The organism is Brassicibacter mesophilus, assembly GCF_050433385.1.
GTDB lineage: Bacteria > Bacillota > Clostridia > Tissierellales > Proteiniboraceae > Brassicibacter > Brassicibacter mesophilus.
Genome location: NZ_JBNPXI010000031.1, coordinates 1 through 20,860 on the forward strand (window position 1 = coordinate 1; position 20,860 = coordinate 20,860).

General features: G+C 30.1%; 16 protein-coding genes. All 16 read right to left on the bottom strand.

From position 1 onward, the window contains the following. Window positions 1-219 precede the first annotated feature (219 nt). The 16 genes from HNR33_RS20535 to HNR33_RS20610 all read right to left on the bottom strand — a co-directional run bounded on the left by HNR33_RS20535 (window position 220) and on the right by HNR33_RS20610 (window position 20,859). Window positions 220-1,755 carry a hypothetical protein gene (locus tag HNR33_RS20535; RefSeq protein ID WP_429087332.1) on the bottom strand — a complete coding sequence of 512 codons (1,536 nt, stop codon included), beginning with the start codon at window positions 1,753-1,755 and terminating at the stop codon, window positions 220-222. Between the two features lie 6 nt (window positions 1,756-1,761). Next, a complete protein-coding gene (locus HNR33_RS20540; protein ID WP_429087334.1) occupies window positions 1,762-3,879 on the bottom strand; it encodes an ATP-binding protein in 2,118 nt (705 codons plus the stop codon). 260 nt (window positions 3,880-4,139) lie between these two features. Then, window positions 4,140-5,615, bottom strand: a complete 1,476-nt coding sequence (locus HNR33_RS20545; RefSeq protein WP_429087337.1) for a Tn7-like element transposition protein TnsE — start codon at window positions 5,613-5,615, stop codon at window positions 4,140-4,142. A gap of 58 nt (window positions 5,616-5,673) precedes the next feature. Next, complete coding sequence (locus tag HNR33_RS20550; RefSeq protein WP_429087339.1) at window positions 5,674-7,569, bottom strand: TnsD family Tn7-like transposition protein; 1,896 nt, start codon at window positions 7,567-7,569, stop codon at window positions 5,674-5,676. Between the two features lie 3 nt (window positions 7,570-7,572). Next, window positions 7,573-9,261 (bottom strand): ATP-binding protein, encoded by a 1,689-nt coding sequence (locus HNR33_RS20555; protein WP_429087341.1) that lies wholly within the window; start codon window positions 9,259-9,261, stop codon window positions 7,573-7,575. Further along, complete coding sequence (locus HNR33_RS20560) at window positions 9,248-9,673, bottom strand: hypothetical protein (protein ID WP_429087343.1); 426 nt, start codon at window positions 9,671-9,673, stop codon at window positions 9,248-9,250. The genes HNR33_RS20555 and HNR33_RS20560 overlap by 14 nt, the downstream gene beginning before the upstream one ends. A 117-nt stretch (window positions 9,674-9,790) precedes the next feature. Next, complete coding sequence (locus HNR33_RS20565; protein WP_429087345.1) at window positions 9,791-11,437, bottom strand: hypothetical protein; 1,647 nt, start codon at window positions 11,435-11,437, stop codon at window positions 9,791-9,793. Then, entirely contained in the window at window positions 11,404-12,201 is a 798-nt protein-coding gene (locus tag HNR33_RS20570; RefSeq protein ID WP_429087347.1) for a TnsA endonuclease N-terminal domain-containing protein, read from the bottom strand. Before HNR33_RS20570 ends, HNR33_RS20565 begins: the two co-directional genes overlap by 34 nt. Window positions 12,202-12,584: 383 nt before the next feature. Next, entirely contained in the window at window positions 12,585-12,746 is a 162-nt protein-coding gene (locus HNR33_RS20575; protein WP_429087349.1) for a hypothetical protein, read from the bottom strand. A 156-nt stretch (window positions 12,747-12,902) separates the two neighbouring features. Continuing rightward, window positions 12,903-14,732: a glutamine--fructose-6-phosphate transaminase (isomerizing) gene (gene glmS, locus HNR33_RS20580; RefSeq protein WP_429087352.1), complete on the bottom strand. Its 1,830-nt coding sequence runs from the start codon at window positions 14,730-14,732 to the stop codon at window positions 12,903-12,905. Window positions 14,733-15,231: 499 nt separating this feature from the next. Then, window positions 15,232-16,578, bottom strand: coding sequence for a phosphoglucosamine mutase (gene glmM, locus HNR33_RS20585; RefSeq protein WP_429087354.1), 1,347 nt, complete (start codon window positions 16,576-16,578; stop codon window positions 15,232-15,234). Between the two features lie 121 nt (window positions 16,579-16,699). After that, window positions 16,700-17,629, bottom strand: a complete 930-nt coding sequence (locus tag HNR33_RS20590) for a YitT family protein (protein WP_429087356.1) — start codon at window positions 17,627-17,629, stop codon at window positions 16,700-16,702. Window positions 17,630-17,804: 175 nt separating this feature from the next. Next, window positions 17,805-17,951 (bottom strand): hypothetical protein, encoded by a 147-nt coding sequence (locus tag HNR33_RS20595; RefSeq protein ID WP_429087358.1) that lies wholly within the window; start codon window positions 17,949-17,951, stop codon window positions 17,805-17,807. A gap of 31 nt (window positions 17,952-17,982) precedes the next feature. Beyond that, a complete protein-coding gene (gene arcC, locus HNR33_RS20600; protein WP_429087360.1) occupies window positions 17,983-18,924 on the bottom strand; it encodes a carbamate kinase in 942 nt (313 codons plus the stop codon). Between the two features lie 24 nt (window positions 18,925-18,948). Then, window positions 18,949-19,941 carry an ornithine carbamoyltransferase gene (gene argF, locus HNR33_RS20605; RefSeq protein WP_429087363.1) on the bottom strand — a complete coding sequence of 331 codons (993 nt, stop codon included), beginning with the start codon at window positions 19,939-19,941 and terminating at the stop codon, window positions 18,949-18,951. Window positions 19,942-20,316: 375 nt separating this feature from the next. Beyond that, window positions 20,317-20,859 (bottom strand): 2-oxoacid:ferredoxin oxidoreductase subunit gamma family protein, encoded by a 543-nt coding sequence (locus HNR33_RS20610; protein ID WP_429087366.1) that lies wholly within the window; start codon window positions 20,857-20,859, stop codon window positions 20,317-20,319. Between the last annotated feature and the right edge of the window lies 1 nt (window position 20,860).

Below are 20,860 nucleotides of genomic sequence, written 5' to 3' on the forward strand. Positions count from 1 at the left end.
TGCATAAAACACATTAGTTTACATTTAAAAATTCACTTCTACATCTATAGGTTCTTTCTACACCTCTTTTAATCATGAGTTTCGCAATTACCTATTTATAACATTATCTTTATATATAAAGCATACCAGGTTAATTCAAGATTGTAAACATAATTATCATAAATTTGCTAATAAGTCAAATAACCATCAAAAGCTGCCTTCTTTTTTGGCAGCTTTTTTCTATAAATTTATAATTCCTACTCTTGATATATATGAAGAAAGTGTATGCTTTATTTCCGTTAATAGTAACTCTCTAAATGAAAAAAGTTTATCCGTTTCTATTAAATTATTATAACTTTCATTAGTAATATAATGAAAGTTAAACACTATTTTAAAAGTTTCACCATCACCTATATTTAGTTCTGGTGTACAGTATATATCCTCAGTATCAGCAATATCAGCAAAATACGTATCTTTAATCTTAATCCCAAATAACACCCGGACTCTTTTAAGTTTGTTTTGAGCATAATCACAAGAAGAAGATATATCTAATTTTACCAAGCTAGCATTTCTTAAATCTACTTTACTTTTTTCTTTAAATATTGATTGGCTTATTTGTTCCAAAAATTTACCATCTTCAACTTTATATAAATTTCCTGGCTTATTAATATTAACAGATTCCTTCCTCTCACATAACAACTTAAAATTACTATTTCCTAAAAGTTTTAAATATTTGTCATATAGTTCTCTGCATACTTGTCTATCTTTTTCTTCAAAATTTAATATATCTGCTGTATTTTTAAATACTTTATAATCACTGTTACCTTTTTTAACAATAAATGTTTTCTTAGGTTTTGAAATTGAAAATATCTCATCATCTACATTTTTTATTATAGCAGGGTTACTTATAAATTTAAATCTGTCTTCATCTATAGAATATTTCATTAATTGATTGAGTAATTCATCAGGTAACATATAATTCAATGCCGATAAAGAATTTAAAATATATTCTGTTGTAGTAGCGCCTAGAGATTTTCCGGCATTAGCAGTTGCTAAGCGTTGAATTAAAGTTTTAATATTGTTATCCCAAGTCCCATCTAGTTCAGAGAAATTCGCAATTTCTTTAACTAAGTTATTAATAGATTTATTTGCTAAATGTTCCCATAAAAGTAGAATAGATAGCGAATTAATTTCTTTTAATTTTTCATCTAAATTGGTACTTAGCTGTTCAATAATATCTTCATCTAGATCAATTGTTTCTACAGACTCATGTATCCCTGTAGTTTTCAATATAGAAAGTATTTCCTCTTTTAACTCTGGTTTATCTTCAAAGGCTAAACTCGTAGCTATCTCATCATATACCACATTTTTCTCATTAATGGTTTTAACAAACTTGCTTTTTTCAATATTAAGTATTAAGTATGGTTGAGGAACATCAGATGCCTCTTCAAGTCCTTCCTTAAAATCTTTTAAATATTCACTATCATGTTTACTCCATATACATAGAATATATGGACCATTATCGTTGCTAATAGCATATTTTAATAATGTATACAAAGTTGTAGTTATAGTTCTTGAGTCAGTAACATACGAAAAGCGCATATCCAAAATTACTAGCCTTATACCTTTTAAAGGTTCTTTAGGTTTCGTTTCTAAATCTCCATTCCAATATATCGAAGAAATTCCTCGACTTCCCAATACTTTAATAATCGGAAGTACTTCTTCATATTTATCATCTATTATAAAAATTTTGTCAAAGATATCTATATTTCCCATATTGCTTTATTCCTCCTTAAACGAAAGAGCTATTATTGCTCCATGTTCATATTCATCTGGTAATTGTAGATCATTAAATTCTGGAAAAAAAAGATCTCCTCCATGTTGTTTCATTAGTTCACTTGCCAAATGAAGACCTAAACCCATACCCCCTGGTTTATCTGTTATAAATGGTCTTGTTGCAATATCTGTTGGTATGGTAAAACCTTTTCCATTGTCTGCAATGATTATACTTAGATATCCTAGTATATCACGTGTAATATCAAAATATATTCTTTTATTGATTATCTTAGCATAGTGAAGCCACCATATTGCATTATCTATAATATTTATTATAATACTTGCAATAAGACTTTCATTTCCTTTTATTTTAAAACTATCCTGTTTATTTATATACTGCTTATCAATAGTAACCTCATGAGCTGATAATCTAAAATCCACCATAAATAAAGATTGATTTATCATTTTCTTTAAATCAAAATATCTTATTGTTTTTGATTTTACAACCGAAGCATATCCATCTGTTAAAGTACCTAGCCTCTTTACTAAAAAATGTACATGTTCCGATGCTTGCTCTACGACAATAGCATGCTCAAGCTCAGAAATTATCTTGTCAATTTCATGTAAAACTACGCTCATACTTAATCCTGCACTTGAACTTTTCTGATAAACTTCTGTAATATGCTTATAATCTTTCTCAATATTATTTAAACATCCAAATATTTCTTTCTTTAGCTCTTCATCAGATATCTTTTTTTCTACTTTCTTTTTAAGTTTATCTACTTCTGCTATAACAGGTTCAGATTTTGATGTACTCCCATAGTATTGTTTTATTAGTAGTTTATCCTGTGCTCGATCTCTTTCAAATTTTTCTACTGCAAAGCTAACTGCTTTCTTAAATATATCGTATGTCTCATCTTCAATAAAACCTTCTCTATTTGTTTTTTCTTTTAAATCTGAACTGGCATTACGCTTTATATTAACACTTCCTAATACTAAGTTCTTACTTAATTTCTCTCCAGGAGCATTTACTCGGCTTCGTCCTAAGTCTAACCAATCGTTTTCTCCTGACGAATAAATCCTAATATTATCACGATAAACAAATATTCCTCCATTAATTCTTAGATATTCTTTTAATCCACTTCTATCCGTTACTTCCATTTTCAATATAGATGAATCCAAATCAAAACTTAGTAGCTCTATTTCCACATCCCCTATTTTATAATCATTTAAATCTATGGGGATAAGCTCCTTCCTAAATTTCCCTTTATCCGTTCTAACTCTAGTTTCATCTACCATATCAATTTCATCGACTCTGTTATATCTTTCATCAAGTTTTTTCATGGATTTCCAAGGCTTAAAATGATATTCATAATCTCTTATCTTATCGCCTGATAGTACCATATTAGCTTTAAACAATGAATAGTCCTTAATATCCTTATATTCTAGTAATCCCTTCAACCATTCTTTTTTGTCAATATCCATACTAACCTTAAATGAATCTATTGCTTTAAATGGTGAATTTAAAGAGTTCATTGAACGATATAACTCTCTCACTTTTCCTCTAGTCCAAGTTGTTTTTAGTTTTTCAATGATAATCTTAGTCCCTTTGGAACTATTGTTTAGAAATTTTTGAATAGGAGTGCGTTCTATAATTTCTATAGGGACATCTGCTAGGTATTTACTAGAGTTAAATATTGACCAGTCAATTTGTAAATAAACCTCATTTTCACCCTCTGAACAAGTTATTAGAGTAATCTTATTGCCTAACTTATGTACACCGAACCTACCTATACCTTTTTCTCCCATAGGTAATCTATTTAATTTGCTACGTCTATTATTCTTTATCATATCTTGTAATTTTTTTTCCTTGTTATCAGTTCCAGGCTCCATCCAATAATTTTTTACTATATCTAAAGACATTCCATCTCCATTATCCTCGATAATTATAGTACCTGTTATTGGATTTTCTAAATTTAGCATAGTCACTTTAACCTCTTTTGCATCAGCATCATAAGAATTTTTTATTAATTCTAAAACCGCAATGTTCTCATCCTTTATTAACTGCTCACCTAGTTGAGACATAAGCCTTGCTCTTGGTTTAAATGCTACAGATTCTTTCAATTTTACCCCCCCAATCACATTAGTAAATTATGAAACACATTGTAATATAGAAAAATATATTTAATTTTACGAATACTATGGAATTAATACCCTTAAGTAAAACCTAATATAATATACAAATGAATTAATACTTTAACACCATATTCTATAAGCCTAATTGGTTCCTCTCAAACTTACAACTGTTACAGAACGTTTTATTTTAAATAAAATGTTCCTACAAGATACGTTTTGTACTTAAACTCATTATGTCTAGTATATTTTTATATGTTTAACTTATTATATATATATTCTGCCTTTTCTGTTATACTTCTAGTGTCCGATATATGTCTTATTCTATCAGAAGATATACCTATTTTCTGCATCTTATTTATTATACTGAAATCCCAAGCACCACTTTTATTGACTAATCCTAATAATATAGACAAATATACTTTTTTCCAATTAACGATTTTACTAGAATATAGCAGTAATATTGATAAAGATCTATTCTGTCTTTCTATTTCTATTAAATTATATCTTTTATTATTTGTACTTATTTCCCCAATCACATATTTTCTTTTATTCAATCTATCAGACAGGTAAGCAAATCGCTTGCCTTTTTTACCTTCGGGCAGATTTTCTATTATAACTTGTACATCTTTAATATTTGGCTTTTTTCTTATTAGTTTTAATATTTCTACAAACTGTTCTAATTCTCCTTCTATTTCAACATCATCAATATCTTTATATTCAAGTCCTTTAGCTTTATCCAGTCCACCTGTATCTGCTGTAGTCCTTAATTTATCATTTTCTATTTCATAAGTTTGAGTATTCTTATCTTCTTTTGTTCTTAAAATCCTTTTTCCTTTTTTTCTTCTGTTTATTTTGGTATTGCTACAGTATATGTGATTTGTATTTAGTGAATTTATAAAATCAGATTCTACATTGTTAGCTCCATCTATTTTAGCATCTAGCATCTTTTCATCAACTATGTTTAAACTTTTATATTTCCTAAGCTTCGGTTCACTACTCACATTTATTTCATTAATATATTTTGAACCTATAAATATTTCATTAGCATTTATTTTCTTACTTCTAAATTCCATTATTTCTAAAATCCTCACTACTTTTTTATCTTTATGTATTCTAGCTTTAATATCAAATTCTTTAAATAAAAAATTGTATTTTATATTCCCTTCAAGCCATAAAGATTTTCCTACTTCATTAAACATCATTAAAACGTTTTCATTAGTTAAAATCCAAGCTAAATGTCTTACATAACCTCCACTCAAGAGTTTTCTTTCATATTCATCAAAAAAATCTATAAATAAATTGTTTTCATCGTCATATTTATAAACAAAATACTTGGTAAAGGAATCTATTTCTACTATTCTGTTTAATAAAAATCTGTTTGTAGCTATAACAGCTCTTATTATTTCTAATGCAGGTATTCTATACTCTATTCCATTTTTATATCCAACAAATATTTCTGTTTTTATCTCTTTACATTCTATATTTAAAAAATCTTGTGTTAAATTAAATTTGACCTTATTTAAATTTAAATCTTCAATAGCTGCGTTTTTATGTATTTGGCTATTGTTCAAATTTTCATTAGTATAATATCTCCCAAAAGCTAGAAAATGGATTGAAGCCCAATCAAGAGTAATCTTTTTTGAAAATTTGTCACTTATGAAATAAGCATCTATTGCCCACTTGTCATCTAATTTATATGGTTTATCTATCCAATAAAGTTTCACCTTTTCTTCTGGTCTAAAAGGCCAATTTTTCTGAATTATTTTATTTTCTATTGTTATACTAATGTTTATACCCCCTGTCTATATATTCTTCAAGATTAGTTCTTATTTTACTAAAGTCTTCTGTTTTAATTCCTGCTAATCTCTGCACTTCCCATAGTCTTAATCTTTCTTTTGCTTCAACCTTTTTTTCTATTATCAGTTTACTTCTTCTTAACTGGAATTCTTCTACAGATTCAAGAATACTATCTAAATACTCTTTTGTTCCTGGAAGTTTATCCAATTGCTTTTCAACAATAGGAAGTATCCCTACCCCTTTGCATAGGTTTCCTTTAGTTACTCTTACAGGCTTTTCTCTTAATAATAAACCCTTATATTGTTGCTTTATAGATTCTAGTACTTCAACATCTCTTTTTTCCCAATCAACTCTTTTATTGCTTTTATAATCTATATTCTTTCTATCGATACCTTGAGGCAGATTTTTAAAAAGCCAATTTCCATCATGTTTATAAAGATATGAATACTCCTTTTTACAGAGCTCTCTTATTTGTGTTCTTGAGTAATTAGGATATTTATTTATGATATTTAATATATTTTCTTTATAGTCTTGTATATCTATATTATTATTTTGCTTTTTAATATTTGGCTTTTCTATCCTAATAATAGAAGTATCAAAATAGTTTATATTCAGTTTTTTATCAAACTTTATAATGGTCTTAGGATCACATTGCATAATTTTTGCTAACTTTTTAAGTGAATAATTCCCTTGCTGTAAATATCCCTTTAATGTATCTTCCCATACATGACCAAATTTTTTAACTCTACCTACTTTATACCTGTCTTTTATATCTTTATCAGGTCCTTTTCTTGAATATGTAAATCCACAATTACATAGAAATGTCCCAACAGGAAGCCTAGTTTTATAATCAGCTGTTATCACTAAACTTTCAACTACATCTTTTTTATAGTGCTCGGCTACAGGGTTCAAACATGTCCAAGGGGGTTTTCCAAATAGATTATATTTATCTATTTCTTCTGACCTAAAAAATTCTTCTATATCTTCAACTAAAAAATTTATTAATAGTATATGCCTTATAGGATGTACTGTTCTTTTTGAATTTCTTGTTATAACTTTAAGCCAATTATATTCATCATTCTTATCTATACTAGATTCCATTACTTCAAGAAAGGTAATTCCATAAAATTTGATGAATTCTTCATATAATTCTTGTTGCTTTACTCTTTTATTTACAGATAATAGCCCTTTAGAATAAAGATTTTCTTTATATTTTTTAGCTAGAATATCTTTATTTAAATGATAAAGATTATTATTTAGTATGTAATAAGCAGTTTCGGATATTTTTAATAGCTTTCTGTAGATATCTTCATTATTTTCATATTCAACATTTAAGTCTAGTAATTTTTCATTTAATCTTATAAATTCTAATCTACTTAAATTTGCCCTATCTATTTTATACCTTTTTAACTTAACCCCATTATTTGGACATAAAAATACTCCTTGTAATTGATGCTCTCTATGGATATATGCCTCTCCATATTTCTTAATTTCATTTTTAGAACACATAGGACAGTAGTAAATGCCTTCTTTTTTACACACAGAACCTGCCACCATACCTATTTTAGTATATAACCCTTTTCCGTCTTTATTTTTCATATCATTTATTAATTCTTTTCTTCTACATATAGGCATAAAAGGCGCATAGAAAGGAAATATAGTATGATTATTTATAATGTAGTCAGGTGTATATTTCTCGCCTAGATTTTTTGAAACTCCATCTAAATAACCACATAATTCTAAGCTTGGGATTACACTTTCATTTTCAAAAATCTCTCTTAAAGTATCTTTGTAATCTATATTCCCAACGTAATAGTGGTATCTCCCAATAGCTCCATATAGAAGCTCATCTTTATAAGGATCTGTAAAAAAAGTAAGCATATTTTATTCCACCTTTAAAAATTCATCTAAAGGATTTTTAATATATCCATTTTCTTTTAATACTTCATATACATGAACCTTTTTCTTTTTTGCAGATTCATATAGATTTCTTAAATCTTTTTTTTCGCGTAATACATTTTTATTCTTATCTTTAATATCTTTCTTCTTCTCATTTAACTGTAAAGCCTTCCTTATAGCATCTGATTTAATATTATTATAATTATCATCTATACCAAATCTATCAACAACCTTCCTCACTAAATTTTCTAATTCATTTTCAGTAAGTTCATCAAATATCCCTAATTCATTCATATCTATTATTAGATTTTCTGCAATATTATTTCTTTTTAATTCAAATAGCTTTTCTTGATTTTTAGCCATTTCCTTAATTTTACCTGTTAATTGCAAATTGTTTTTATGCTTAAAGATTATTTCATCTAAATTTATAGAAATATCTTCATATTTCATTATTTCTAATCTATTATTATTTCTAAGTGCTTTTATCATTGGTTGTATCATATAAAGATCTTCCTTAGAAGTCTTACTTATAATTTGCTTAGTTATTTTTTCACTGTCTGTATTTAAAGCTCTTTCTTGTGTAAGTATAAATAAATTCACTGCTACTGAAGTTATTCCCTGACATTCATTATAGAAAAAATCCTTAATCTCTTGAGTTAACTCAGTTTTATTCTTTAGCCATTGAAATCCCCATAAGGTTTCTATAAAAAAATCCCATTCATCGCTATTTTTAGTCATTCTATCCCATATAATATTTCCTTCACTTCCTGCTCTTCTAGCCTGCCTAAAATCTCTTTTAAATATTTTAAGTGCTTTAAATGTTCCTATCAAAACAGTTGGTATTCCAATAGTATTAGTTAAGGTCACAAAAAAGTTAAGCATTTCATCAGGGTCATTCTTTGAGTTAATCAAATGCTGTATTTCATCTATCACCAAAATTCCTATTCCATACATGCTTGCTAAGGATGTCATGTGCAGCATCATTGAAGATGTTATCCTATTCAAATATCCGTATTTCTCAAGGTATCTAGTCCCAAGTAAATCATCAATAGTCTTAAAGAAGCTTTTACAAAGGGTAGCAAGATTGCCATCATATGGACAATCAATTTTTAGCCATACTATTTGTGTTCTACTTAATGCCCTTCCTTTATACTCTTCATGTTTGATAATTTGTGGATACATAAGTAATAATCTTTCTATTGTTGTAGTTTTACCTATTCCTGAGATCCCTATTACAGAAAGACTATCGGCCGTAGAACGTATATGTTCCATATTTCTATTTAACATAGATTCTCTTTCTTCTTGCTTCATAGAATGGATATCATTTAGTATCTTCAATCTCTCAAAATAGGTTTTATCTAATGGATTTCTTGCAAGATATCCCCTTCTTATCAGCGTTGAAAGCTTATTCTCTATTATGAAATGATCTGGTAATGGCTGTATAAAATTTTTTATTCTTTTTATCATATGATGCCTTAAATTTCTATTTTTAGTTTTTTCAATATCATCTATTATTGGGTATCTAGTAAATTGCTCCAATACATCATCTTCTGAAAATATAGGAGGTAGAGCTTCTATGAATGGATTGTTAGCATATTCTATTATCTCTTGTTCCTTATAACATGCTAGTTCAATTCTCCCCTTTAATAAAGGAGTTATCTTATTTTTTTCCAAGACTCTCATCTCTTTTCTTTCTTAATTTACTCATTATCATTTCATGTCTTATATCCTTTTGCTCTTCTTTCTTTTCTGTTTTCTTATTAAATTCTTTAATTATACCTTCTTTATTTTCTTTTTTGCCGATTTCAAAAGCTTCATCTATTCTATTTAATTCCTTTTCGAGTTGTCTATTTTCTTTTATACCTTTTATTTTCCTAGTTTTAGAAGTAGTCTCAACAACAGTTATTTTTCTCTTCTTTTCAGCTTTTTTTACTATATGTTCTATTTCCTTATCTAAATCTATGTTCAGTTGAGTTTGTTGAATTGACTCCCTGTCTATTAACTCTTCCTTTAGTTCTTGTTGAAATATTATTTCTTCAAGTAAATGATCTTTATATTGTCTGCTTTTTTCTAGAAGATAACACATTTTATAGCCTTTACCATCTTCATGCGGAATATATATTTGATTTATATTTCTTGGATCATATACTAATTCAGCCCATCTAAACTTAGGCTTTATAAACCATTGCTCTTCTACTGCTTTTTAAGAACTATAGTACAAGTTTTTAAATTTAAGTCCAGCTCTTGATACACTGGCTTTTCCCTTAGGAAGTATATTTAGTCTCATAATATCCCTATCTACAACTCGAAGCCTTCCTTTTTTATTTTCAATTCCCCAATTCCATAGATTAATAGGTGTTGGAGTTAGTTCATCTGATATCATATCTTTATCTACAGGATAGTCAACTTTCATTTTATGATTATGATGTAAAACCATTTTTATATATATTTGAGTAAATTCTTCTAAAGTAAGCGTTGCATCTAATCTATAATCTCTGTCTCCTCTTTCTCTATACTCTTTTTGTATAGCCCCTGGGGTCTTGTGCTTTATTTTCTCATTTACCGTCCTAAAGCTTCTTTCAACAATACCCTTTAAATCTCCACGATAAGGTGAAGTATTTTCTATTTTAATATTCAAATTATTTATTAAATTTTCTACTGAATAGCCTTCAAATTCACCTCTATCTGCTATTATAATTTCTGGTAAGTACTGTGATGGCCACTGTTCTTCGGTTATTTCTATTCCATGCCTTTCACAAAATTCAACCTTATCAGTTATCATATTATCTAAAGCCATCATAGCTCCAAGCCAGGAAGGTCCTTCTAAACCTACATATATTCCTGTAACTAGCCTTGAATACACGTCAATAATTGCGTATACAACAGGTCTTCCTATAATTCTATTTCTGTTAAGTGAGCTTACTATATAAATATCTGCTATGGTTGCATCTATTTGGAATCTTGTTCCTGGTCCATTCGTTTCTATTGTAGAATTACTTAATAAAGGTCTATGTTTCAAATTATATTCCTTGTCGCTTATTCTAAATGATATATCTTTTTCTATGTTTTGTAGTTTTCTAAACCAATAGTAGAACTGATAATAAGTCGGTATTCTTGATTTATCCCATACTTTATATTGTTCTTGTCCATCTTCATAATATTTATCTGAAAAAAATTCTCTAAGCATTAAGTTATAAGTTTCAGTTAAGCTTAGTTTTTCTTTCCGTCTATAAAATCTATTTATTGATATTTCAAATATTTTTTTTATATCTTCTGTTACATTTATTCCTTGTATGATTTCTCCATTATAATCAGTTTTTTTAGCTTTACCTATTTTGCTATCTAATTTTAATTTTTTATTTTTACCTTTTCCCCCTGAATTTATATAATCTGGAAGAAGAGCGTTTTTATTCATTCCTCTTTGCCAAAATCTAGTTAATATTCTCTTTAGTTTAATATCTGTTACTCCTAATTTAATTGCTTCTTTCTTTAAAAATTCATTTCTAATTCTTTTATTTAATAATTTCTCTTTATGATCATTCCAAATATTGTTTATTAATAGCCAGTCATTATCTCTTTTTTCTTTTTGTTTTTCATTTAATGATTCTTCATCTATATTTTTTAAATAAGGGTTTATTATCTTTATTAATAAATCATTTTCTAATTCAGCTTGTAATGAAGGTATGTCAACTTTCATAGGCATTGATGTGTTTTTTTCTAAACTGATTACATATACTGAATTATCATCTTCATCCTGAGATATAATTCTTATTCTTTCTTTTGTTTTTACATTTTGAAGGACGGAGTTTACCAAAATCATATAATCTTCATCTCCTTCTGAAAATTCCAATCTATCCTTATATCTTTTACTTTGGATAGGTTTAACTCTTCAAGCATATTAATTTTTACTATTTTTCTTATAATCAAATAGTAAAAAATAGATAATCCCGTTCCACTTTTTAAGCTAAAATCCTTATCAAAGCACTTAGATATTTTCCTTATATCTACGCTTTCTCCTATTATTCTATCTATGTAATTTATCACCAAATCATCTACCACTTCTTTTTCTATGCTTATGAAACTATCTAGTTCATACAAATCATTATAATAAGAATGCATGTATGAAATATTTTGAGCAAGTGTTTTATCTATTTCATTTTCTGTAACTATTCCCCAATTTACTTCTTGTTTTTCCCAATATCTTCTCTCTATTTCAAATTTTTCTAAAGTTCTTTTATTTATTAAATCTTCTTTACTTTTTATAGTTCTAGCTACATTTATCAATTCTTCGTTTCTAATTGTAGTAACTAGAAAATCTGCAGTCATAACTGTATACTCGCTTGTTTTTGGATCTGTAGGATGCTTTATCCCTAATTCTTTTGCAATAAGTACTGTTTCTTCTAATGGTAATAAAGGAAATTGCTCTCTAATATCAACTACAGTATCCGAATATTCAAGAATGTAAAAATAGTTTCTCTCTAAATCTGAAAGAAACTCATGCTGTCGACTAGTTTTAATTCCTTTTAATCTTGTTGCTCTTCCTAGCGATGGAACATCCTGAATCAATATCCAAGGTGTATAATACAAAAAAACTCCACCTAAAAGCACCACCACCCTCAACCCCTTTTCCCATCAGCCCTTCAGCCCATTTTTTATCAATTTTTCATTTTCAAAATTACAATAAAGTTCACCGAAAAACAGGCTCTTTCTTGAGCCTTTTTCCTTAAATCTTGGCTCTAAAAATTACAATAAAGTTGACCGAAAGTACAGGGATAAGGATCAAGAAATAAGGGTTAAGATTGGGGTTTTTTCTGTTCTGTTTTTCAATAAAATTAATCAATACAAGAAATCAACATATCCTTCAATCCCTTTATTTTCAATGGTTTTACCAATATTATTTTCAATTTTTTCTTCTCCATAGTTCTTCTGTTTTTCAGTCCATAAATAAAAAAATCATGGAAGATTCAGTCTGATAAACTGATATCTATCCATGATTTTTAGGTCAACTTTATTTGTTCTAGGTGGACTTTATTGTTAGTAGGTGAACTTTTTTGGGAGTGTACACAAGGTTTATAATCTCTTCCTATACCTTGACCTCTTCCTTCCTTTATCAATCTTTCAATTCTATTTTGTGTTATGTCTCTATTTCGTTTCGACATAAAAAAATCACCTCTTTAGAATATATTCTACTCTAAGAAAGGTGATTTTATCAAACTTTTTTGCAAAATATCAAACTTTCTTGCAAAATATCAGACTTTTTTACAAAATATCAAACTTTTTTACATTCTACAACAGCGATATTCCCCGGGAAATTTCTACTCTACAGTTACACTCTTTGCTAGATTTCTCGGTTTATCTACATCGTTACCTCTTGCAATTGATACATAATAAGCAAATATTTGTAGAGGAATTACACTTAATAGTGGAGTAAGTTCATCAATTGTATCTGGGATGTATATTACTTCATCAGCTGACTTCTCTATTTCCTTATTACCTTCCTTTGCTAACGCAAGTACATGTGCTCCTCTCGCTTTAACTTCCTTAATATTCGAAAGCATTTTATCATATAATCTGTCTTGTGTAGCCAATGCTATAACTAACGTGTCCTCTTCAATTAATGCTATAGTTCCGTGCTTTAGTTCTCCAGCTGCTATTGCAAATGAGTTGATATATGATATTTCTTTTAACTTGAGTGAACCTTCATGAGCTACATCTACGTCTACACCTCTACCCATAAAAAATACTTTTTCATTGTTAAACTGCTTATCAGCTAGCTCTTGACATATAGCGTAATCATCTACTAACTTCTTTATTTTGTCTGGTACGCTTTTCATTTCCTCTAACACTTCAAAATATTTCTGTTCACTCATAGTTCCTTTTGTAACTCCCATGTGTAAAGCTAGAAGATACATAGCAGTTAGTTGAGTAGTAAAGGCCTTAGTTGATGCTACCGCTATTTCTGGTCCTGCCCAAGTATAGAATACATCATCTGATTCTCTTGCTACTGAACTACCAACTACATTTACTACTGATAGTATTCTTGCTCCTCTTTTTTTAGCTTCTCTAAGAGCTGCTAATGTATCAAGTGTTTCTCCTGATTGACTGATTGCAATAAATAAAGTGTTTTCGTCGATAAACGGATCTCTATATCTGAATTCTGAAGCTATATCTACTTCTACTGGAATTCTAGCAAACTTTTGTATTGCATTTTTTCCAACTAATCCAGCATGATAAGCAGTACCACAAGCAACTATATATACCTTATTAATCCTATCTAAATCTTCTTTAGTAATTTTAATTCCATCTAGATAAACTCTTCCATCTTTATCTAGTCTTCTATGAAGAGTTTCTGATACACCCTTAGGTTGTTCGTGAATTTCTTTAATCATGAAGTGCTCAAAGCCTTCTTTTTCTGCTGACTTGACATCCCATGTTACCTCATATACATCTCTCTTAACCTCTTGTCTTAGTTCATTAAGGATCTTTATTTCGTTCTTTGTTAGTACTACAAATTCATCATTTTCAATTAAATACACATTTCTTGTGTACTTTAATAATGCAGGTATATCAGATGCTAAAAAGTTTTCTCCTTCTCCTATACCTACTATCAATGGGCTGTCTTTTCTTACAGCTATAATCTTGTCTGGCTCCTCATTACATATAACGCCAATAGCATAAGCCCCTTCCATTTTTTCTACTGCCTTATATACTGCATCTAATAAATCTCCCTCGTAGAAATAATCTATCAAATGAGCTATTACCTCCGTATCAGTCTGAGAAACAAATTTATCACCATTTGTATCTATAAGCCATTCTTTCAGCTTCATGTAGTTTTCTATTATTCCATTGTGAATAATAGCTATACTTCCTGATGAATTTGAATGCGGATGTGAATTCACATCTGATGGCTCTCCATGTGTTGCCCATCTAGTGTGACCTATTCCAATATGTCCTTCAATTGGGCTTTTATTTAAACTCTCTTCAAGTATAGATAATCTACCTTTATGTTTTCTTACCTTTAGTTCGTTTTCCTCAAGTACTGCTACACCTGCAGAATCATATCCTCTATATTCAAGCTTTTCTAAGCCATCGATTAACACTTCTGTAGCACTTTTATTTCCAATATATCCAACTATTCCACACATAAATTTCACCTTCCAAATATTTATTAGTTTTTATTATTATTCTCTTATTAGCTAGTTTAACCTAAAAATATTACTAATACTTTTCCCAAACCGTTTTTGGGCACAACAAATAGACCCATCAAAAAATGGATTTAAATCTACCTGACCGTTGTTTGTCCCCATGATCGCTCATGGGATTTGTCCGGTCTTTATCGGTGGTAGTAACACCGCATGGCATCCGCCGAATATTTCGCTAAACCATGTCCTCGTCAACTCAAAGCAGCTTTGAGTTCTGGCGCTTTGTTATTTAGTTGTTATTCATCATCCTATACTCATCACCACCTTTCATATAATAAAATAATAGGAACAAAATACTCTTAAGATATTGACGTAAATTAAATTAATTTTGTTCCTTAAAGCAAAGTTTTTATATTAATTTCAAAATATTATAGTCAGGGAGGATAATTCCTCCCTAGTGCTATTAGATAATTTTACATTATATATTGCTAATAAGCAATTGTTATTTAAGTCTCTCTTCTATAAGATGCGCAAGAGCTTGTGCCATCTCTGTAATTTCATCTTGGTTTTTACCCTCTATCATTACACGAACTAAAGGTTCAGTACCTGAAGGTCTTATAAGTACTCTTCCTTCTCCATGGAATTTTTCTTCAAGCTTTTTAATCTCTGAATTTATTACTTCATCTTCAAGATAGCTATTTTTCTTTTCACTATTTACCTTTGCATTTATAAGCACTTGAGGTAAAGTAGTCATAACATCGGCAAGCTCTGACAGCTTTTTACCTGATTCTTTCACTACAGATATTAGCTGTAGTGCTGTTAATAATCCATCTCCAGTGGTATTATGATCTAAAAATATTATATGGCCTGATTGTTCCCCACCTAGAGAATATCCTTTATCAAGCATCTCCTCTATAACATACCTGTCTCCAACTTTTGATTTAACAGTATTTATTCCTTCAGCTTTTAAACACATATCTAGTCCCATATTACTCATAACTGTAGCTACAACTGTATCTTTAGAAAGCTTACCTTTTTTCTTAAGGTGTAAACCACATATGGCCATTACGTGATCCCCGTCAACTATTCTTCCATTTTCATCTACAGCAATAAGTCTATCTGCATCTCCGTCGAATGATATACCAATATCTGCTTTTGCCTTCAATACTAATTGCTGTACTTCCTCTGGCTTTGTTGATCCACAATTTACGTTTATATTGGTACCATTTGGAGTATTGTGTATAACCTCTATGTCTGCACCAAGCTCTTTTATTAGCATTGGAGCTGCCTGATACGCGGCACCGTTGCCACAGTCCATAGCTACTTTTAGTCCTTTAAAATCAGTATTTATACTTTTCTTTATATAATCAGTATATTCTTTTACTGCATTATTGATTATAAATCTTCTTCCTACTTCTTCACCAATTGGATTAGCTAAAATATCTTTATTATCTAATACTATATTTTCTATTTCTTCTTCAATCTCATCTTTTAATTTATATCCTTGAGAGTTAAAGAACTTAATTCCATTATATTCTACTGGATTATGAGACGCAGAAATAACTACACCAGCATCTGCTTTATATACTCTTGTTAAATAAGACACTGCAGGTGTAGGAACAATGCCAACAGATATGACATCTGCACCAGTGGAGCATATGCCGGCAACTAATGCTGCTTCTAACATATCTCCTGATATTCTTGTATCCATACCTACAACAATCTTAGTTTCTTTTTTCTCTTTTGTTAATATATATGCTCCTGCCCTACCTATTTTATATGCAAGTTCACAGGTCAATTCCTTATTAGCTATTCCTCTTACTCCATCTGTTCCAAAAAGTCTTCCCACAAAAAAATACCTCCTTATTTCAACGTTACACTTCATATAATACCATAACCAACCACTATCTACAAATATAAGATGTTCGACGAATTTTGCGCACAATATAAGGTAAGACTAATGTCTTACCTTATATACCGGCATTTTTAAATCCTGTCCCTTTTACTTCTTGTATATTATTTATTGTCATAAATGCATTAGGGTCTAGTTCTTCTAATATTTCTTTCAGTTTTCCTATTTGAGTAGAAGTAACTATGCAATAAATCACCTTCTTATTGCATTTGCTATATCCGCCTTCGCCTTGAAGAAAAGTTACTCCTCTTTTCAATCTTTTTATTATTGCTTCAGCTAATTTTTCAGCATTGTCCGATATAATAATAACATTCTTTTTTGTATCTATACCTTCTTGAACTTTATCTACTATCTGATAACCTATGTACATCGCTATAAATGTGTACATAGCTGGCTTTAATCCAAATAATGTTGAAGATAAAGCTACTATCATTGTATTTACTGCCATTAGTCCTGTACCTACGTTAATATTAAACTTCTTCTTCAATACAGCTGCTATTATATCCATGCCTCCTTGCGATATCCTGTTCCTGAACAATATACCCATTCCAAGTCCGTTGAATACAGCTCCAAAAACAGCTCCAAGTAAAACATCGTTTAGTTCTATATATTTACCAATATCTTGAGTGAATCCTAATAAAAAAGATAATGAAAGCATTGAAATAAAACTATATACAGTAAACTTTTTATCAATTATCTTTGCTCCAATTATAAATATAGGTATATTGATTAAAAATACTACTAATCCAGTTGATACATCGGTAAGGTAGTAAACCATTATTGAAATACCACCAACTCCACCGCTTAATAGATGATTAGGTATAAAGAATCCATTAAATGCTATAGCACATAGCAGATTCCCCATAATTATGATAGCCAGCTTATATATATATTCCGAAACAAAAATTGGACGGGGCATAACCCTTTTAGCAGCTTGCAATATACTATACCTCTCTTTTTGAATGCTATATTGAGTTTTCACCTTCATTATACTAAGAGCCCACTATTATTTCAACACTTATTACTAAATCTTTTTATATTAGTTAAAATAATATTACCAAAATAACTATCACCTAAAAGCTATCATTTCATATTATAAATTAATAGTGTGTATATATTTTTACTTAGCGCGAGGTGATTATGTTGTTTATTAGCGAAGAAAGTCAACATACTCTTCTTCTATCAATAGTTTCCATGCTTGTTGTTATATTTGCTTTAGGTCTTGAAGGTCCTACTGGAATATCTGAAGAGCCAATTGTCATTCCATAAAATCTTCGCTCCTTGTGATTATGGAATATAGAAAGAGGCACTGAGTGCCTCTTTCTATATTTATATATTTTTCTATTTAAATATAACTGTCCCACTTTCCCCTCTAAGGGCTTCTTTGGCTTTATCTAAAGATGAAATAATAGCCTTTCTACCACATTTTGATTCTGCGAATCTCATAGCAGCTTTTACCTTTGGCAGCATGCTTCCCGGTGCAAAATGCTTTTCCTCAATATATCTACCTAATTCTTCAACAGTTATTTTATCTAAATCTTGCTGATTTGGTTTCCCAAAATTTATAGCAACTTTTTCAACTGCAGTTAATATTAACAACATATCAGCATCTAAGTCTTCCGCTAATCTTTCTGAAGCAAGGTCTTTATCTATTACTGCTGCTACTCCTTTTAGTTTATCTTCTTCTGTTTCAATTACAGGGATACCGCCACCCCCTACCGTTACCACTACATATCCGTTATCTACTAATGTTTTCACAGAGTCGATCTCTACAATTCTCTTTGGATCTGGAGAAGCAACTACTCTTCTATAGCCTCTTCCAGCATCTTCAACTATATCATAACCTTTTTCAGCCTTTATTCTATCCGCCTCTTCTTTTGAATAGAAAGGTCCTATTGGCTTAGTCGGTTTTTTAAATGCCTCATCGTTTTTATCAACAACTACTTGAGTCACTAATGTAACTACGGACTTTTTACTTCCCCTGCTTTTTAATTCATCTCCTAATACTTGTTGTATATGATATCCTATCATTCCTTGACTCATAGCTCCACACACATCAAAAGGCATTGCAGGTGTAATATTATCAGCTGCCTCATTTTGTAGAACTAATCTTCCTACCTGCGGTCCGTTTCCATGAGCTATTATTACTTCATATCCTTCTTCTATCAAATCAGCTAAGTATTTACTTGTGTTATACACTACCTCTAACTGAGCCTCAGCTGTAGCTGGCTTGCCAGCCGCCTGTAATGCATTTCCTCCTAATGCTACTACCACCTTTTGCATATTTTATCCCCCTGTCCTTATATACTATTTCCCTAATGTAGCAACCATAACAGCTTTGATTGTATGCATTCTGTTTTCCGCTTCATCAAATACTACTGAATGCTTACTTTCAAATACTTCATCTGTAACTTCCATTTCTGATATTCCATGTTCCTTATATATTTCTTCTCCCACTGTTGTTTTTCTATCGTGGAATGCTGGTAAGCAATGTAAGAACAATACTTCTTTATCTGCTTTATTTATCATATCCATATTTACTTGGTATGGCTTTAATTGTGCTATTCTCTCTGCAAAGTGCTCTTCTTCTCCCATCGATACCCATACATCTGTATAGATTACATCTGCTTCTTTTACTCCTTCATCTACTGATTCTGTTAGTGTTATTGTTGCACCTGTTTCTTGTGATATTTCTCTTGCTGTTTTTACTAGTTCTTCTTCTGGGAACAATTCTTTTGGTGATACTATTCTAAAATCCATTCCCATCTTTGCTGCTCCTATCATTAAGGAGTTTGCCATATTGTTTCTTCCATCTCCTACATATGCAAACTTTATTCCTTTTAAGTATCCTTTATGCTCTTTTATTGTCAAGAAGTCTGCTAATATTTGTGTTGGATGATATCTATCCGTTAATCCATTCCATACTGGCACCCCTGAATACTCTGCTAATTGTTCTACTGTTTCATGCTTGAATCCTCTAAACTCTATTCCATCAAACATTCTTCCTAGTACTCTTGCTGTGTCTGCTACTGATTCTTTTTTACCTAACTGGATATCACCTTTTCCTAGATATTCTGGATGTGCTCCCTCATCTACTGCTGCTACTACGAATGCACATCTTGTTCTAGTTGATGGTTTTTCAAATATAAGTGCTATGTTTTTTCCTTCTAGAGTTCTTGGTCTTATACCTGCATATTTAAGTCTTTTAAGCTCTGCTGCTAAATCGATAAGATACTCTATTTCCTTTGGTGTAAAGTCCTTTAATGTTAGAAAATGTCTTCCTTTTAAGTTAAATGCCATTTTTACTCCTCCTTTATGTAATTAGTTATTAGCATTTTTCCAGTACAGTTCATGAAAACGTTTTTCTACAAGGTAGCCTCAATAATCTACTAGATACTACCCATTATAGAACATAAGCAATTTCTGTGCCAATTCATTGAATTTCCCGAATACAAATCACATCGTTTAAGGTCAGTATTTCAAGTCATTTTAAGGCTTTTAGTTTTAATATAGATTCAATAATCTTTGTTTACATGTATCATATGCAAATATTTTTGCAGTTTGGCTGCAAGAACATTTGCATATGGTATTGCTTAAATGAAAAGAGCAAGAACTCTTGCAGCAAAACCGCAAAATTTCTTGCTCTTTCTTATTTATCCTCAATTTGAATTTCTTCTATTTATTTCTAACTGCTTCTGCACCTTTTTCTAATGCATTTTGGTTAACTGGAATTAAGTGTGCTTTAGACTCACCAAATACCTTTTTAAATGCTTCTATTATAGAATCAACCTTAACAGCCTTAGTCAACTCAAGATATGCTCCTAGCATAACCATATTAGCTACTTTTGTGTTACCTAGTTCAAGAGCTATATCATTACAAGGTACATAATAAACTTCAACATCATCTCTTGCAGCTTTTTTATCTATAAGTGAGCTGTTAATTAATAGTTTTCCTCCACTAACAACATCCTTCTCAAATTTATCAAGAGATGGTCTGTTCATAGCTATGGCAGTAGTTGCTTCTGTAACTATAGGCGAACCTATAAGTCCATCAGAAACAATTACGTTACAATTAGCAGTACCTCCACGCATTTCAGGACCATATGAAGGTAACCATGAAACGTTTTTATTTTCAATCATTCCTGAATAAGTTAATAATTGTCCCATTGACATAACACCTTGACCACCAAATCCAGCCACTATTACTCTTTCTTCCATG

Excerpts from the sequence above, each read along its gene's own strand:
- HNR33_RS20535 (WP_429087332.1), bottom strand. The coding sequence starts at position 1,755 with ATGGGAAATATAGATATCTTTGACAAAATTTTTATAATAGATGATAAA.
- HNR33_RS20550 (WP_429087339.1), bottom strand. The coding sequence starts at position 7,569 with ATGCTTACTTTTTTTACAGATCCTTATAAAGATGAGCTTCTATATGGA.
- HNR33_RS20560 (WP_429087343.1), bottom strand. The coding sequence starts at position 9,673 with ATGTGTTATCTTCTAGAAAAAAGCAGACAATATAAAGATCATTTACTT.
- HNR33_RS20575 (WP_429087349.1), bottom strand. The coding sequence starts at position 12,746 with ATGTCGAAACGAAATAGAGACATAACACAAAATAGAATTGAAAGATTG.
- glmS (WP_429087352.1), bottom strand. The coding sequence starts at position 14,732 with ATGTGTGGAATAGTTGGATATATTGGAAATAAAAGTGCTACAGAAGTG.
- HNR33_RS20590 (WP_429087356.1), bottom strand. The coding sequence starts at position 17,629 with ATGAAGGTGAAAACTCAATATAGCATTCAAAAAGAGAGGTATAGTATA.
- arcC (WP_429087360.1), bottom strand. The coding sequence starts at position 18,924 with ATGCAAAAGGTGGTAGTAGCATTAGGAGGAAATGCATTACAGGCGGCT.
- argF (WP_429087363.1), bottom strand. The coding sequence starts at position 19,941 with ATGGCATTTAACTTAAAAGGAAGACATTTTCTAACATTAAAGGACTTT.
- HNR33_RS20610 (WP_429087366.1), bottom strand. The coding sequence starts at position 20,859 with ATGGAAGAAAGAGTAATAGTGGCTGGATTTGGTGGTCAAGGTGTTATG.